The organism is Paenibacillus sp. FSL H7-0716 (assembly GCF_038002705.1).
Classification (GTDB): domain Bacteria; phylum Bacillota; class Bacilli; order Paenibacillales; family Paenibacillaceae; genus Paenibacillus_AQ; species Paenibacillus_AQ odorifer.
Genome location: NZ_JBBODA010000011.1, coordinates 16948 through 31927, shown reverse-complemented (window position 1 = coordinate 31927; position 14980 = coordinate 16948). Strand labels below are relative to the sequence as shown.

The following is a 14980-nucleotide window of genomic DNA, read 5'->3' as shown; positions in this document are numbered from 1 at the left end:
TGTAGCTGATGTAGCTGATGTTTTGAAGTGGATAAAGTTGTAAAAGTGGCTGATGGAGCAGGTGTAGCAGAAGTGGTTTGATGGAGCTGATCATATAGGCGTAACAATGTTGGCCATGACTTTTGCTGAAGGTGGGAATTTGAAAAGAAGGTATGTGAAGGAGCTTGATGTGAAGTCCGTTATGAAGTAAAACGCAACAATTAGGGAAATTCTCCCTGAAATAAGCCGATTATGGCTCAAAATCAAGCTTATTAGGGAAAAACTCCCTAATAAAAGGAGGATTTCTCCCATTTATGTGTGATTCGACCGATAATCAGGGAGGATTTCCCTAATTGGCAGCTTTGAGGTCGTGAATCACTGATAAATAGGGAGGAATTCCCTAATTATTTAGCTGGGTACCAATGATACTTAGATTTTTGTACTAAATAGGATGTTTCTACGAGCATAGGAGATACAAAGGGAAATGTTCAGCAAACTAAGTTAACTCTGCATCTAGAAGTAACCCACTGCGTCCAGCTGACTCAGCTTCTAATAGTACCTCCTCGAACTCAACAAACTAAGCTACAGGAAACTCCCGACGCTCTTACCCTTAGCGGTACAGTCGCAGAACTAGGTTCCTCGTCCCCACATAGTCTTGATCTCAATCCTCAGTTACTAAGTATGACGATTCCCCCTAACACTACAGTTACTCAAATTCTCTTTCCACTAATCTCTCCCGTATTTCTCAACGATTCTCCGCATTTCTCTTCATCCCTCTTCATCCCTCCTTTACTTCCGCACTCCTCCTCATTCCTTCTCCTCCAATCTCCCTCCAACCACCTCTCTAATCTCAGTTCCAACCACCTCAACAATCTTCTCCTTTTTAAAATTTACATAAGCCACATTCACACTCCCACACTCATTAATGCTCTTAAAATTAATTATCAGAGTCTATCCTACGGCAACAATTCAACAAATCCGCAAATTCGCGTTTACTAATTACCGAAACGGCTATACTACCTAATAGTAGCCAAGGGTGGAAAGGTAGACTGAACGAAACAGGAGGATGACCTATGGAATTAAGTATAGTTGTGATGATCGTGCAGCTCTTTTTCGCGCTGGTTATCGGCGTATACTTTTGGAATCTGCTGCGGGGTCAGAAGACAAATAAGACAGCGGTGGAACGAGAGTCGCGCAAGGAACTGGACAAGTTACGGAAAATGCGGATGATTACATTAACTAAACCATTGTCGGAGAAAACACGTCCGGCTTCTATTGGAGATATTGTCGGGCAAAAAGATGGGCTGCGCGCCCTGAAAGCCGCACTTTGCAGCGCTAATCCGCAGCATGTGATTATTTATGGTCCGCCGGGAGTAGGCAAGACTGCGGCAGCGCGTGTTGTCATGGAAGAGGCGAAAAAGAATGTGCTTTCTCCTTTTAAAAGTGACGCCAAATTCACAGAGATTGACGCCACTACCGCTCGGTTTGATGAGCGTGGTATTGCTGACCCGTTGATCGGCTCTGTGCATGATCCTATTTATCAAGGTGCAGGAGCCATGGGTGTGGCAGGTGTGCCACAGCCGAAGCCGGGTGCGGTGACTAAGGCGCATGGCGGGATTCTTTTTCTGGATGAAATAGGAGAGCTTCACCCTATTCAGATGAATAAGCTACTTAAAGTGCTTGAGGACCGGAAGGTCCTGCTAGAGAGCGCTTATTATAATTCGGAGGATAATAATACTCCGGCTTATATTCATGATATTTTTCAAAATGGCTTGCCTGCTGATTTCCGGCTAGTTGGCGCTACTACGCGATCTCCGGATGAGATTTCACCTGCGCTGCGTTCGCGCTGCATGGAGATTTATTTCCGTCCGCTGCTGCCGGATGAGATTGCCGTCATCGCGCGTGACGCGATACAGAAAATCGGGCTTAAACCAAGTCCGGAAGCAGTCACTGTGGTGCAACAGTATGCAACCAACGGCCGGGAGGCAGTTAATATGATTCAGTTGGCTGCCGGATTAGCTTTAACTGAGCAGAGAGATACACTAAATGCTGCTGATGTGGAATGGGTGGCAGGCAGCAGCCAGCTTCCTCTACGTACGGAACGCAAGATTCCTTCCGCGCCACAGATTGGATTAGTAAACGGTCTTGCTGTATATGGGCCAGGGATGGGTACTCTGCTCGAAATCGAAGTTTCCGCAGCACCTGCTGTGAACGGCCAAGGCAGATTGAACGTGACCGGTGTGGTGGATGAAGAAGAGATCGGTGGAGGCTCCCGCACGATTCGGCGAAAAAGTATGGCAAAGGGCTCGGTTGAGAATGTATTGACTGTACTACGTACGATGAATCTGGAGCCCGATCGTTATGATCTACATGTAAATTTCCCAGGTGGTACACCAATTGACGGACCTTCGGCAGGGGTGGCGATGGCAGTAGCAATCGTCTCTGCTATTCGTGGACTTCCCGTGGATAACACGGTAGCGATCACAGGCGAGATAGGCATCCACGGTCGAGTTAAGCCAGTGGGTGGTGTAATCGCCAAAGTAGAAGCTGCTTTTCAAGCTGGAGCCACTACAGTGCTTATTCCAAAAGAAAACTGGCAGTCTCTCTTCGCTGACCTCGCGCCATTACGCGTTATTCCAATGGAAACAGTAGAAGAGGTGTTCCGTCATCTGTTCGGTGCCGATACAGCTGATGTAAGGTTGCCTGCGGTTGCTGGAGAGTTGTTCTCCGCTGCACCTTCACTCCTAAAGGCCGATGCCGCTGGTGAATCTGCAAAGGGTTAAACTAAATTGATCCCTAATTCGAAGAATAAGGTGAGATTTGTCGCTGTAAAATAAAGGAGGCTGCAGGCAATTCTGCTGCTTCCTTTTTAAATGCTATAAGATATGTTGTCTCTATTTAAGGAAAAGCAAGTCGGTTCTTCTTGAAATCTAAGGACTCTGTTGGTGTTTTGGGGCTGCTTTTGTTAGAATGAATGCATATGAGATTAATTGAGAGCCATGGGAGGTGCGAAAGCGATGATGACAAATAAAACAAAAGGTCGTCGTTTTCCTTTATTGCCGCTAAGAGGGCTTCTTGTGTACCCAAGCATGGTTCTTCACTTGGATGTGGGCCGTGAGAAGTCAGTTCGGGCGCTAGAGAAAGCTATGGTTGAAGATAATTTGATTCTTCTTTGTTCCCAGTCGGAAGTGAATATTGAAGAGCCAGGTCAGGACGATATTTTTCGGGTCGGTACTGTCGCCAATGTGCGGCAAATGCTGAAGCTTCCAAATGGTACGATACGTGTACTGGTTGAAGGTGTAGAACGGGCCGAAATTATTAATTATATCGATAATGATGAGTACTATGAGGTTATGGCGCGTGAGCTGCCGGAAGATGAAGATAGCAATCAAGAATGTGACGCGCTGATGCGTACAGTACTCAATCAGTTCGAACACTATATTACGTTATCCAAAAAAGTGACCCCAGAGACCCTCGCTGCTGTATCCGATATAGAAGAGCCTGGTCGACTTGCGGATGTCATTACGAGCCATTTATCGCTAAAAATTAAGGATAAGCAAGAAATTCTCGAGACGATTGATGTTAGTAAACGGCTGGAGAAGCTTCTTGATATTCTTAATAATGAGCGTGAAGTGCTGGAGCTTGAACGTAAGATCAATCAACGTGTCAAAAAGCAGATGGAAAAGACGCAGAAGGAATATTATTTGCGTGAGCAAATGAAAGCGATCCAGAAAGAACTCGGCGAGAAGGAAGGCCGGGTAGGAGAAGCGGAAGAGCTGCGGGCACTAATGGAAGAGAAAAATGTTCCGGAACGCGTGAAAGAAAAGATGGATAAAGAAATCGACCGGCTGGAAAAAATGCCCGTCAGCTCTGCGGAAGGCGGCGTCATTCGCAACTATGTAGATTGGCTGCTCAGTCTCCCTTGGAGTGAACAGACAGAGGATGATCTTGACATCAAAAAGGCCGAGCAGGTACTTGATGAGGATCACTACGGTTTGGAAAAACCGAAGGAACGGGTATTGGAATATTTGGCCGTTCAGCAGCTGGTTAAGAAGCTTAAGGGTCCGATATTATGTCTTGTAGGTCCTCCAGGGGTGGGGAAAACCTCACTGGCTCGTTCCATCGCCCGCTCGCTGAACCGCAAGTTCGTCCGTATCTCGTTAGGCGGTGTACGTGATGAGGCGGAGATTCGAGGTCATCGCCGGACTTATGTAGGTGCGATGCCGGGGCGGATTATCCAAGGCATGAAGACGGCGGGTACGATTAATCCGGTTATCCTATTGGATGAAATCGATAAGATGGCTGCGGATTTCCGTGGAGATCCATCTTCAGCGCTGCTTGAGGTGCTGGATCCAGAACAAAACAACACGTTTAGTGATCATTTTGTAGAGCTGCCGTTCGACTTGTCGAACGTAATGTTTGTAACAACAGCGAACGTAGTGCATAATATTCCACGTCCTTTGCTGGATCGGATGGAAATGCTGTTCATTCCAGGTTATACGGAACTGGAGAAACTGCAAATCGGCAGCCGTTATCTATTGCCTAAGCAGAAGAAAAACCACGGTCTTGCAGAAGATCAACTGATTATCGAAGACGATAGCTTATTACGCATTGTCCGCGAATATACCCGTGAATCCGGTGTGCGTAATTTGGAGCAGCAGATTGCAGCGTTATGCCGCAAAGCTGCGAAACAAATCGTGTCTGAGGAAAAAGAGAAAGTGATCATTCTTCCTGACGACATCAAGGATTATCTTGGGGCTTCCAAATATCGTTACGGTATGGCCGAGCTTGAAGATCAGATTGGTACCGTCACTGGGCTAGCTTGGACTGAGGTCGGTGGGGATACACTGCTGATCGAAGTTACGGTTGTGCAGGGAACAGGTAAACTAACCCTCACCGGACAGCTGGGCGATGTAATGAAGGAGTCGGCACAGGCCGCATTCAGCTATACTCGTTCGAAGGCGGAGGAGCTGGGGCTCCAGCCCGATTTTTATGAGAGGATTGATATTCACATCCATATTCCGGAAGGTGCAATTCCGAAGGATGGTCCGTCTGCAGGGATTACGATTGCAACCGCATTGATCTCCGCGCTCACGAAACGTTATGTTTCGAAGGATGTGGCGATGACAGGTGAAATCACCTTGCGGGGACGTGTACTGCCCATTGGTGGATTGAAAGAGAAATCTCTTGCCGCTCACCGAGCTGGATATAAAAAGATCCTTCTTCCTAAAGACAATGAACGGGATTTGAAAGATATTCCTGAGAGCGTACGTAATGATGTTGAGTTCGTACCGGTATCTAATATGGATCAGGTCTTGCATCATGCGTTAGTTGAGCCTCATAATGAAATTAGCAGTGAGCCACCGAGTAGTGTGCATTAGAAAGGAAGTCCTATGAAAGTTAATATTGCCGAATTTATTATCAGTGCCGTTGGCCCTGATCAGTACCCTGATGATTCCTTGCCAGAGGTTGCTCTGGCAGGGCGTTCCAATGTGGGGAAGTCCTCCCTCATTAACCGAATGATTAACCGTAAGAATCTGGCTCGGACAAGCTCCACGCCTGGTAAGACACAACACATGAACTATTACCGTATCAATGAAGACAGCATGTATTTTGTTGACTTTCCAGGTTACGGGTATGCCAAGGTTTCCAAGACGCAACGCGCCGTATGGGGTAAAATGGTTGAGAAATACCTCTCTGAGCGCGATACGTTAAAGCTTGTTCTGCTTATTGTGGACCTGCGGCATTCGCCTACCAGCAATGATAAGATGATGTTCGACTGGTTGAAGCATTATGATCTTCCTATGTGTGTTGTAGCGACCAAAGCGGATAAAATTCCGAAGACACGCTGGCAAAAACATATCAAGACCATGAAGCAGGAGCTGGGTGTGCTGCCAGGGGATAATTTTATTCCATTCTCCTCGGAAATTGGTCTCGGCAAAGACGAGCTTTGGGGCTTAATTGATGGGTATATTCGCCCTTCTGAGAATGAATCTCCGGATTCAGAGGATGCTGAAATGATAGCAAATGAATCTCAGCAAGAGGAGTCAACCGAAGCGTAAGATATGAACTCATTTACAATCAAGCAACCATTCCTAGTGGGAATGGTTGTATTTTTTTGTTGATAAAACTAAAATTTCTATGGAAAAGGACCGATAGATAACATATGATAGATATTCACTGCCACATCTTACCCTTTTTGGATGACGGAGCCTCTGATTGGGAAGCTGCTCTTGCCATGGCGCAAGACGCCCACAGAGAAGGGATTACTTCAGTCATCGCCACGCCACATCATGCCAACGGTCAATATATGAATAATGCCCCCAAGATTAAAGAAGCTGTGGAGATGATGAATGAGAGACTTCGTCAGGCTGGTAATCCACTGCTTGTTCTTCCAGGTCAAGAGATCCGTATCTACGGTGAACTTCTGAATGATCTGGAGCGGGGGGAACTGCTGAGTCTTGCAGATTCGCGGTATATTTTACTGGAAATGCCTTCTTCACGAGTACCACGTAACATGGAAGAAATCTGCCACGAGCTGATCATTCAAGGGTTCGTTCCGGTCATCGCCCATCCGGAGCGCAATGCTGAAATAGCTGCTGATCCTTCTAAACTAGAGAGACTGATAGAGCTAGGATCACTTGGGCAGGTAACTGCACAGAGTCTTGCAGGCGTTTTCGGGAATAAGCTACAGAAATTGTCGCTGGAGCTATGCCGTAGAAATGCAGTACATGTGTTGGCCTCTGATGCACATGACAGTGTTCATCGTCCTTTTGGATTAAACGCTGCTTATGTGGTTATGGAGAAAGAATTAGGCCCTGAGATGCGTGACTATGTTCGCGGCAATGCTCAGCAAATTATGACCAATGGCGAGGTTATTCATGGAAAACACGTACAAACAAGGGGAAACCGACAAAAATTGTTTGGATTTTTTTTCCGAAAGGGCTGACTATTCTACCTAATAGTGGTAGAATGGGTTTTATTGGGTGATTTAGTGCTATACGTAATAGCGTAGCATTTGGGCGAATTGTTCTAGGTCTATGGTAGTACAGTATTTTAATACATAAGAAGAGGTGGATATTTAGTGACTTTGAAAAAGAAACTAGTAGTATCAACATTAGCAGCAAGTATGGTAGCAGCATCCGTAGCGGGTCTTCCGTTGGGAAGCCTTGGAGCAGTAGGCACAGCATCTGCGGCTACAGTTAGTAGTAGTGCAGCAGTTAAGGATAAGGTTCTTGCTGTTTACAAACAATTGACCGCAACTGATGCAGTTTATCTCTACAATTTGAAGACTGAGGTTGCAGCACTGAGTGAAAAAGAATTTACAGAAATTTTTGCTCCAGTACTGAACAAGCTTTCACTGGATGGAGAAGAAACAAAAACATCACTTAAATTGTTCCAAAGCGTTACTAGTGTAGTCTACGATGTCTATGGAAATGACTACTCAGGAATCCAAGTGATCCGTAACGATGACAAAAACATTGCTTTGGTAAGCAAAATTGCAGCTAAAGCGGGTGTGTCTGGACTTACTGTTGATAGTGTTGCTGAATTCTTGAGCAGTATTGAAACAGAACTTCGTGATCTGGTAAGCAGCAAGTCCACTTCAGATTTGTTGGAAATTCTCACATCCGAATCCGGTTACGATACTTTGCTGAATGAAGCTATTGCGAAAGTATTGAGCCATACAACAGGGACAGGAGCACTCACAGTAAGTCAAGCGTTGGACAAGCTTGGAGTTACTGCTAGTGATGTGAAAGAAACACTGAAAAACTTGAACAATAATATTAAATCCGCGAAACCTGCGGCGAAATCACTTGCATTTGCTTATATTAAAGCCTACGGATTAGGCGATAATGGCAACGGTAATGGCAACGGCAATGGTAATGGTAGTAGTGGAAGCGGGAATGGAAGTGTTACAACGCCTGTAGCTCCTGTTCAAACTCCAGGAATCTATGACGTATCTAAGCTCGTAAGCATTGTTGACGGTAAAGCAACCTTGAAATTGGTTGATGCTGATGTAATTAAAGAATTTGATAAACTGGTTGCAGCGAACCCTGGTAAAACTGGTCTTACTTTGACCTTGAATCTGGGAACAGTAAACGCTACTACAGTTGAAGTTCCACTTTCCCAAGCTATTATTGAAGCTGCAAAAGCTAAAGGTATTGCGAATATCGCCGTTACTTTCAACGGTGTAACTGTAACGATTCCTGTAAGCCAATTCAGCACAGCGATTTCATTGACAGTAACTACTGCTAAACCAGAAGTTGTAACTTCCGTTACCAAGCTGAAATTGGCTTCGGATGTGTACGAATTCACACTTAGTGTGAACGGTGTAGCACAAAGCACATTTAAACAACCAATTACTATCAAATTGCCACTTAAGAATACTGATGGTCTTGATAAAGAATTGCTTTCCGTTGGTAAACTTGTATACGGCGACCTGCAATTCCAAGGTGGAGTTCTTGATGGAGATTTCATCGTAGAACCACGTGATACATTCTCTTCTTACGCAGTACTTGAGAATAAGGTCTCCTTTAATGATATTGCTGCTGTACAAGCATGGGCTGGTAGACAAATTCAAGTCGTAGCTGCTAAAGGTGCGATTGAAGGAGTCGGAGCAGGTAAATTTGCACCGAAGAGCAACGTAACTCGTGCTGAGTTCTCCAAAATGCTGATTCGTGCGCTTAACCTGGAAAACAACTCTGCTGTACAAAGCTTTAGCGATGTAAGTTCAACTGCTTGGTATGCACCATATGTAGCAGTTGCAGCAGAAAAAGGGATTATTACTGGACGCAGTGCGGCCAAATTTGATCCTAATGCAACTATTACACGTGCAGAAATGGCAACAATGATCTCCCGTGCGTTGAAATCTATCAATCCTGATGCAAAAACCGATTCTACTGCAATCAGCAAATTCTCTGATGCTGCTAAGATCAGTGCATCCCTAAGAGATGGCGTAGCGTTTGCAGCAAGCCACAACCTGGTTATCGGAAATGCTGGCAAGTTCAACCCGAACGATACTGCTACCCGTGCTGAAGCAGCAGTAATTATCTACCGTACTATTAACTTCAAGTAAATAAAACTTATAGTATACAGCCTCCTCTCATGTAGGTGAGAGGAGGCGATTTTTTTGCAAATAGGGAAGATTTGAACAGGCATCGAAATATTTCAGAAATAGCTTGGGGGTAATTTCACTTGTCATCACAAGAATTGGATCTTCGCGATTATTTTCAGATCGTCAGGAAGAGACTATGGCTCATTTTCAGCATAGTTGTATTGGTGTGCGGTATTGCTGGTGTATATAGTCTGTATATTAAAAACCCGGTATATGAGGCATCCACGAAGATTATCGTTAACCAAACACCGACGCAGTCAGCGGTGGGGCAGCTTGATTTAAACCAGATTAATACCAATATTCAATTAATTAATACGTATAAGGAAATTATTAAGACTCCGGCCATCCTTGATATTGTTACAAAGGATTATCCGCAATTTAATATTACTGCGGAAGAGCTATTAAAAAAGGTTAATGTGAGTTCCGTAAATAATACGCAGGTGATGACACTTGTCGTTCGAGATAATTCTTATCAGCGGGCTGCTGAAATCGTGAATGCCATTTCACTTGTGTTCAAGGAAGAAATTCCAAGTCTATTTAATGTGGAAAATGTATCGATTCTGAATGAAGCTAAAGTGAATCCAACTGTTGAGCCACGGCCGGTAGAACCAAATGTTTTACTGAACATGGCTATTGCTTTTATCGTCTCTTTGATGATTGGATTAGGGATTGCCTTCCTGCTGGAATATATGGATGACACCCTGAAGACAGAAGCTGATATTGAGAAGTATCTTGGTTTGCCTACCATAGCTATGATTACAAGATTGGGTCAAGATGAAAGCAAGCAAGGTGCCGCACAAACTCAGAAACAATCATCCAGAAAGGCGGGGGACCTCGAACATGTCACAGCTTCCAAATAAACAACGCCATCTGATCACCGTTACGAACCCACGCTCTCCTGTCTCTGAAGCGTTTCGCGCATTGCGCACGAATATTGATTTTTCTTCTGTAGATCAGACTATTCAAGTGATTATGGTCACTTCATCCGGACCGGAAGAAGGAAAATCTACGGTATCTGCTAACCTGGCGGCAGCTTACGCACAAGCAGATAAAAGAGTATTGTTGATTGACGCCGATTTGCGGAAGCCGACGGCACATAAGACATTTACACTAAGCAACCGTTTTGGTTTATCCTCCCTACTGTCTCAACAGGCAGTTCTTGAGGACACTGTCCAAGACTCTGGAGTTAATAATCTTTCAATCATGACCTCTGGACCAATCCCGCCCAACCCGGCGGAAATGATGGCATCTAATCGGATGAGCACTCTTTTACAGGACTTGCGTCAGCGGTATGATGTCATTCTTATTGATACTCCACCATTATTAGCGGTTACGGATGCACAAATTGTGGCCTCGAAGAGTGATGGCGTTATTATGGTTGTCAGTTATGGTAAGGTAAAACGCGATATCGCAGTAAAAGCTAAAGCTAATCTGGATCGCGTGGGTGCAAAAATGCTTGGCGTTGTTCTCAATAATGTAAAACGTAAAGCTAGTGAAGGGTACTATTACTACTACTATGGAAATTGATTTATTCATAATTAAAAATGTTATTTTTGGAGGCACTGAAAATGACAGCGAAATCTAGAGTGATTCTTTTATTCTTCATTGATCTTGCGATCATTTGGTTCAGTATTGTGACATCTTATTTGTTTCGGTACCCTAACCATGCTCTTCAGGAATACGTTGTACAAATGCTGCAATTTGGTTTGATTGCAACATTTGCATTTGGTGGAAGCCTGATATACTTCGGTCTTTACCGAAGAATGTGGCAATATGCCAGTATCGGTGAAATTATATCGGTTTCTAAAGCTATTGTAGTAGGGTCTTTATTTTCATTTGCACTGGCATATCTAATTTTGCCGGATAGAGTACCTCTTGCCATAGAAGTTCGGTCGATGGAGACTATTCTTTTATTAGTAGGTGGAGTCCGATTTTTGTGGAGAGTACTTCATAATGATCGAATCAATTACAAAGACACTAAGACCCATACACTAATTGTAGGTGCTGGTGATTGTGGGATATTAATTGCTCGGGAAATGATGGGACCCTCTTTTGCGCATACCAAATTAGTCGGTTTCATTGATGATAATGCGAATAAATACCATATGTACATTATGGGTGTTCCTGTAATTGGAAATCGTTATGCAATCCCAGCGATTGTGAAAGAAAGAGAAATTCATGAGATTATCATCGCCATGCCCTCTGTTTCACGTACTGAGATTTCTGAAATTATTAATCTTGCCAAAAAGACTGGAGCAAAGCTGAAGATTATACCGGCTCTTAATGATCTGATCGCTGGAAAAATATCAGTTAAGAAACTTCGGGATGTTAGCGTAGAAGATTTATTAGGTCGTGAGCCGATCGTAGCTGATTTGAACAGTATTTTAGGTTATGTACATCATAAGACGGTGTTAGTTACGGGGGCTGGCGGCTCTATAGGTTCAGAGTTATGCCGGCAGATTGCTCCTTTTGGTCCGGACAAGCTAATGTTACTTGGACACGGTGAGAACAGTATTTACACGATTGAAATGGAGCTTCGTAAGAGTTTTCCAGAGTTAAACATTGTGACTGTGATAGCAGATGTACAGGATCGTAGTCGAATGATGGACATATTCAGTGGCCATAGACCGCATGTAGTCTTTCACGCAGCAGCACATAAACACGTTCCTTTAATGGAGCGTAATCCTTCGGAAGCTATTAAAAATAATGTTTTCGGCACCAAAAATGTTGCGGATTGTGCAGATAAATATGGTGCCGAGAGATTCGTAATGATCTCTTCTGATAAGGCGGTTAACCCAACCAGTGTGATGGGTGCCACTAAGCGGATTGCGGAAATGTATGTGCAGAGCCTGCACACTACAAGTCAAACGAAGTTTTCTGCTGTGCGTTTTGGGAATGTTCTTGGTAGTCGCGGCAGTGTAATTCCAGCCTTTAAGCAGCAGATCGCTGCCGGAGGTCCAGTCACTGTCACTCATCCAGAAATGGTGCGTTATTTCATGACGATTCCAGAAGCTGTTCAGCTTGTCATCCAATCTGGTTCTTTCGCCAAAGGCGGAGAAGTGTTCATTCTGGATATGGGAGAGCCGGTTAAAATTCTAACGTTGGCGGAAGACTTAATTACGCTCTCTGGATATGAACCTTATAAGGACATTGATATTCATTTCTCCGGTATTCGTGAGGGTGAGAAGTTATATGAAGAGTTGCTTACAGATGAAGAAAATCTAGGTTCTACAGATCATGGAAGAATTTTCATTGGTAGACCTAATGTAATAAGTCTAAATCAGTTAGAGTTGGAGTTTAAACGTTTGGAACGTGTTCTCGCTGAGGAACCAGAAGTTATACGCGAAATAATCAATCAGATTGTACCGATGCAGCCCGTTGCCCAAGTTGCTATTAGCTAACTATTTCATAAAGGGGGATATAAAGTGTTCAACAAACGATGGAAAAAGATCCTTTTATGGACGCTGTCAGTTATTGTAGTGCTGGGTGTTGGCGGCTTGTTCGCCGCGAATTACGCTGTCGATAAGCTGATGAATTCAATGGCAGATGGTTTTGATCTGGAGTCTGAGGATAATGTTGGTGGTCAAGATCAAGGAACAGCACCAACTGATACAGTTGATGATAGTAATGTCGAACCTGTAGAGTCTGCGGTACCTTCTACCCCACCAGTAAATGATGAGGGAAGTAGTAATCAAAGTAGTAAAAATAACGATAAACCTAGTGGTGAAACAACAGCTTCTACTACTAGTGAACCGACCAAAGCTCCATCATCAGAACAAAAAGATGGCTCTTCAGATGGTTATACAGCACAGGTCTCCACGGATAAAGCTAAGCAAATTCAAGAAAATGTAACGATTAAGGATAAAGCAGATGTGGCTTCTATTGTACTTGGTCAACTTAGCGTATCTGATATTAACCGCCTAAAAGAATTAGCCAAAGGTGGCTTAACCGTAGAAGAAAAGCGAGAAGCACGCAGTATCATTCTCGGTAAAGTATCTGATGAGCAATACAATGAGTTATCTCAAATTGCTAAAAAGTACGGAGTTAGTCAAGGAAAAACACGTGACCAAATTATTGCTGAAGAAGAACGACTAAAAGCGAAAGAAAAGGGAAGTGAATAAGCATGTCTAAAGCAACACTATCAGTCGTGGCTTTATCATTAATTGCTTCAATTGGTTTAGCACCCTTAACAGCATCTGCACCTATATCTGTCTCGGCAGCTGCGGCGGTACCAAGTGCAACGACTAAGGCTGCAACTAATACGATTAAAGTGCAAAGTATGAACGTGAATTTGATTTTTGACGGCGTGAGTATTCAGCCGCCAGCAGGCCAGTATGTATTCATGTACAACAATACAACGTATGTTCCATTGCGGTTTATGTCATATGCTTTGCAAAAGAGTGTAGCTTGGGATGCTAAAAACGTTAAAGTTACAGTTGCAGAGCCTAGCAGCTCAGAGCTAGTTGTGATTAAAGAATACCTAATGAATGCAACGAACGGGAATAGTACTTCAGCAGCAACGAAGAATATTGCCCTCAATCAAGTTAAGGCAAGTTATGTATTTAACGGTGCAACCAAGGCTTTGCCTACAGACCAATCTAGCTTTATTCTGAATGGTTCCTTATATGTACCCCTACGTTTTTTATCGGAATCTGTAGGTCATAACATTAGCTGGGATCAGAAGACGAAGACCATTACTGCAGCTTCGAAGGCTTATCAGGAACAAGCCACTAATGGATCGACAAACAATGACAATGTTAAGGACCCATCTCCAGTAGCGACACCAGCGCCAACGGATACAACAGGTGCACAAGGTGGTACAGGTGCAACAGGTGGTGGTTCTGCAGGAACTGGAAAGGTTTCATATGAAACTATCACTAGTGACACAGAAGCAAAACTTTCGGCGCTTCAAAATCAAAGCCAATCTACATTAATGAGTATTGCGTTTGAGTATGTTGGAGCAACAGATGAGGCGAGTAAGAAAAGTATTAAAGCTAAAGGGGTACAACAACTAGCCTCATTCACTGCTAGCTTCAATAGTATAGTTGCTGATGCTGAACAAAAACTGAACAGCAATGGGTACAGTACAGAAATTATTAGTCAATATAAAAGTGAATTTGAATCACAGCTTCAGTTGGGAAAAGATCTGGCTGCGAAAATGGCGGATTAAGAGAGTAGTAAAATATCATCTCTATGCTCATTTGGCATAGAGATGATCTACATATGGAGAAATAGTAACTAAAAGGATCAGGTGAATTTATGAGACCTTATGTTTACACGAAACAAACCATAGATTTTCTATTAGCTTTAATTGGGATGCTAGTGTTATGGCCAGTCTTTTTAATCATTGCGATCGCAATTAAGACAACTTCCAAAGGCCCTATATTATTTAAACAAAAACGTTTAGGCAAAAATAAATCAGAATTCTACATACTAAAATTTAGAACAATGCGAACAGACACACCACAAGACACGCCAACTCATCTACTGGAAGATCCTGATTTCTTCATTACTAAAGTAGGCAAGTTCCTAAGAAAAACAAGCTTGGATGAATTGCCTCAGATTATCAATATCCTAAAAGGTGAAATGAGTATCGTGGGACCTCGTCCTGCATTATGGAATCAATATGATTTGATTGCTGAACGTGATAAATATGGAGCTAATGATATTAAACCTGGGTTGACTGGATGGGCTCAGATTAATGGTCGAGATGAATTGCCCATTGAGAAGAAAGCGAGCCTGGATGGGGAGTATGTTGCAAGTCTTTCTTTTAAGTTTGATATAAAGGTATTTTTTATGACTATCTTGAGTGTTCTGAAATCGGATGGTGTAAAGGAAGGAACAACAAAACAGGAAGTGTCTTCTACTAAAGGAGTAACTTTATAA

12 protein-coding genes are annotated in these 14980 nt (G+C 43.5%); 11 read left to right on the top strand and 1 reads right to left on the bottom strand.

Annotated elements, in window-relative coordinates; genetic code table 11:
- Window positions 1–689: 689 nt before the first annotated feature.
- A complete protein-coding gene (locus tag MHH60_RS15945) occupies window positions 690–848 on the bottom strand; it encodes a hypothetical protein (protein ID WP_179088940.1) in 159 nt (52 codons plus the stop codon).
- Between the two features lie 204 nt (window positions 849–1052).
- Here MHH60_RS15945 and lonB point away from each other — a divergent pair, with 204 nt between their 5' ends.
- The 11 genes from lonB to MHH60_RS15890 all read left to right on the top strand — a co-directional run bounded on the left by lonB (window position 1053) and on the right by MHH60_RS15890 (window position 14980).
- Complete coding sequence (lonB, locus tag MHH60_RS15940; RefSeq protein WP_038573063.1) at window positions 1053–2762, top strand: ATP-dependent protease LonB; 1710 nt, start codon at window positions 1053–1055, stop codon at window positions 2760–2762.
- 234 nt (window positions 2763–2996) lie between these two features.
- Window positions 2997–5360 carry an endopeptidase La gene (lon, locus tag MHH60_RS15935; RefSeq protein ID WP_076137820.1) on the top strand — a complete coding sequence of 788 codons (2364 nt, stop codon included), beginning with the start codon at window positions 2997–2999 and terminating at the stop codon, window positions 5358–5360.
- A 12-nt stretch (window positions 5361–5372) separates the two neighbouring features.
- A complete protein-coding gene (yihA, locus tag MHH60_RS15930) occupies window positions 5373–6041 on the top strand; it encodes a ribosome biogenesis GTP-binding protein YihA/YsxC (RefSeq protein ID WP_036685063.1) in 669 nt (222 codons plus the stop codon).
- Window positions 6042–6145: 104 nt separating this feature from the next.
- Window positions 6146–6928: a tyrosine-protein phosphatase gene (locus MHH60_RS15925; RefSeq protein ID WP_076137818.1), complete on the top strand. Its 783-nt coding sequence runs from the start codon at window positions 6146–6148 to the stop codon at window positions 6926–6928.
- 135 nt (window positions 6929–7063) lie between these two features.
- Window positions 7064–9055 (top strand): S-layer homology domain-containing protein, encoded by a 1992-nt coding sequence (locus MHH60_RS15920; RefSeq protein ID WP_076137816.1) that lies wholly within the window; start codon window positions 7064–7066, stop codon window positions 9053–9055.
- Between the two features lie 119 nt (window positions 9056–9174).
- Window positions 9175–9954, top strand: a complete 780-nt coding sequence (locus MHH60_RS15915) for a YveK family protein (protein ID WP_036685072.1) — start codon at window positions 9175–9177, stop codon at window positions 9952–9954.
- Window positions 9935–10621 (top strand): CpsD/CapB family tyrosine-protein kinase, encoded by a 687-nt coding sequence (locus MHH60_RS15910; RefSeq protein WP_036685074.1) that lies wholly within the window; start codon window positions 9935–9937, stop codon window positions 10619–10621. Before MHH60_RS15915 ends, MHH60_RS15910 begins: the two co-directional genes overlap by 20 nt.
- 41 nt (window positions 10622–10662) lie before the next feature.
- A complete protein-coding gene (locus tag MHH60_RS15905) occupies window positions 10663–12495 on the top strand; it encodes a polysaccharide biosynthesis protein (RefSeq protein WP_076099441.1) in 1833 nt (610 codons plus the stop codon).
- A gap of 24 nt (window positions 12496–12519) precedes the next feature.
- The gene (locus MHH60_RS15900; protein WP_076137814.1) at window positions 12520–13215 is read left to right on the top strand and encodes a hypothetical protein; all 696 of its coding nucleotides are present in this window, start codon (window positions 12520–12522) and stop codon (window positions 13213–13215) included.
- 2 nt (window positions 13216–13217) lie between these two features.
- Entirely contained in the window at window positions 13218–14264 is a 1047-nt protein-coding gene (locus MHH60_RS15895; protein ID WP_076137813.1) for a copper amine oxidase N-terminal domain-containing protein, read from the top strand.
- Between the two features lie 89 nt (window positions 14265–14353).
- The gene (locus MHH60_RS15890; protein WP_076137811.1) at window positions 14354–14980 is read left to right on the top strand and encodes a sugar transferase; all 627 of its coding nucleotides are present in this window, start codon (window positions 14354–14356) and stop codon (window positions 14978–14980) included.

Coding starts and splice junctions, on each gene's coding strand:
- MHH60_RS15890 (WP_076137811.1), top strand. CDS start 14,354: ATGAGACCTTATGTTTACACGAAACAAACCATAGATTTTCTATTAGCT.
- lonB (WP_038573063.1), top strand. CDS start 1,053: ATGGAATTAAGTATAGTTGTGATGATCGTGCAGCTCTTTTTCGCGCTG.
- lon (WP_076137820.1), top strand. CDS start 2,997: ATGATGACAAATAAAACAAAAGGTCGTCGTTTTCCTTTATTGCCGCTA.
- MHH60_RS15895 (WP_076137813.1), top strand. CDS start 13,218: ATGTCTAAAGCAACACTATCAGTCGTGGCTTTATCATTAATTGCTTCA.
- yihA (WP_036685063.1), top strand. CDS start 5,373: ATGAAAGTTAATATTGCCGAATTTATTATCAGTGCCGTTGGCCCTGAT.
- MHH60_RS15910 (WP_036685074.1), top strand. CDS start 9,935: ATGTCACAGCTTCCAAATAAACAACGCCATCTGATCACCGTTACGAAC.
- MHH60_RS15925 (WP_076137818.1), top strand. CDS start 6,146: ATGATAGATATTCACTGCCACATCTTACCCTTTTTGGATGACGGAGCC.
- MHH60_RS15905 (WP_076099441.1), top strand. CDS start 10,663: ATGACAGCGAAATCTAGAGTGATTCTTTTATTCTTCATTGATCTTGCG.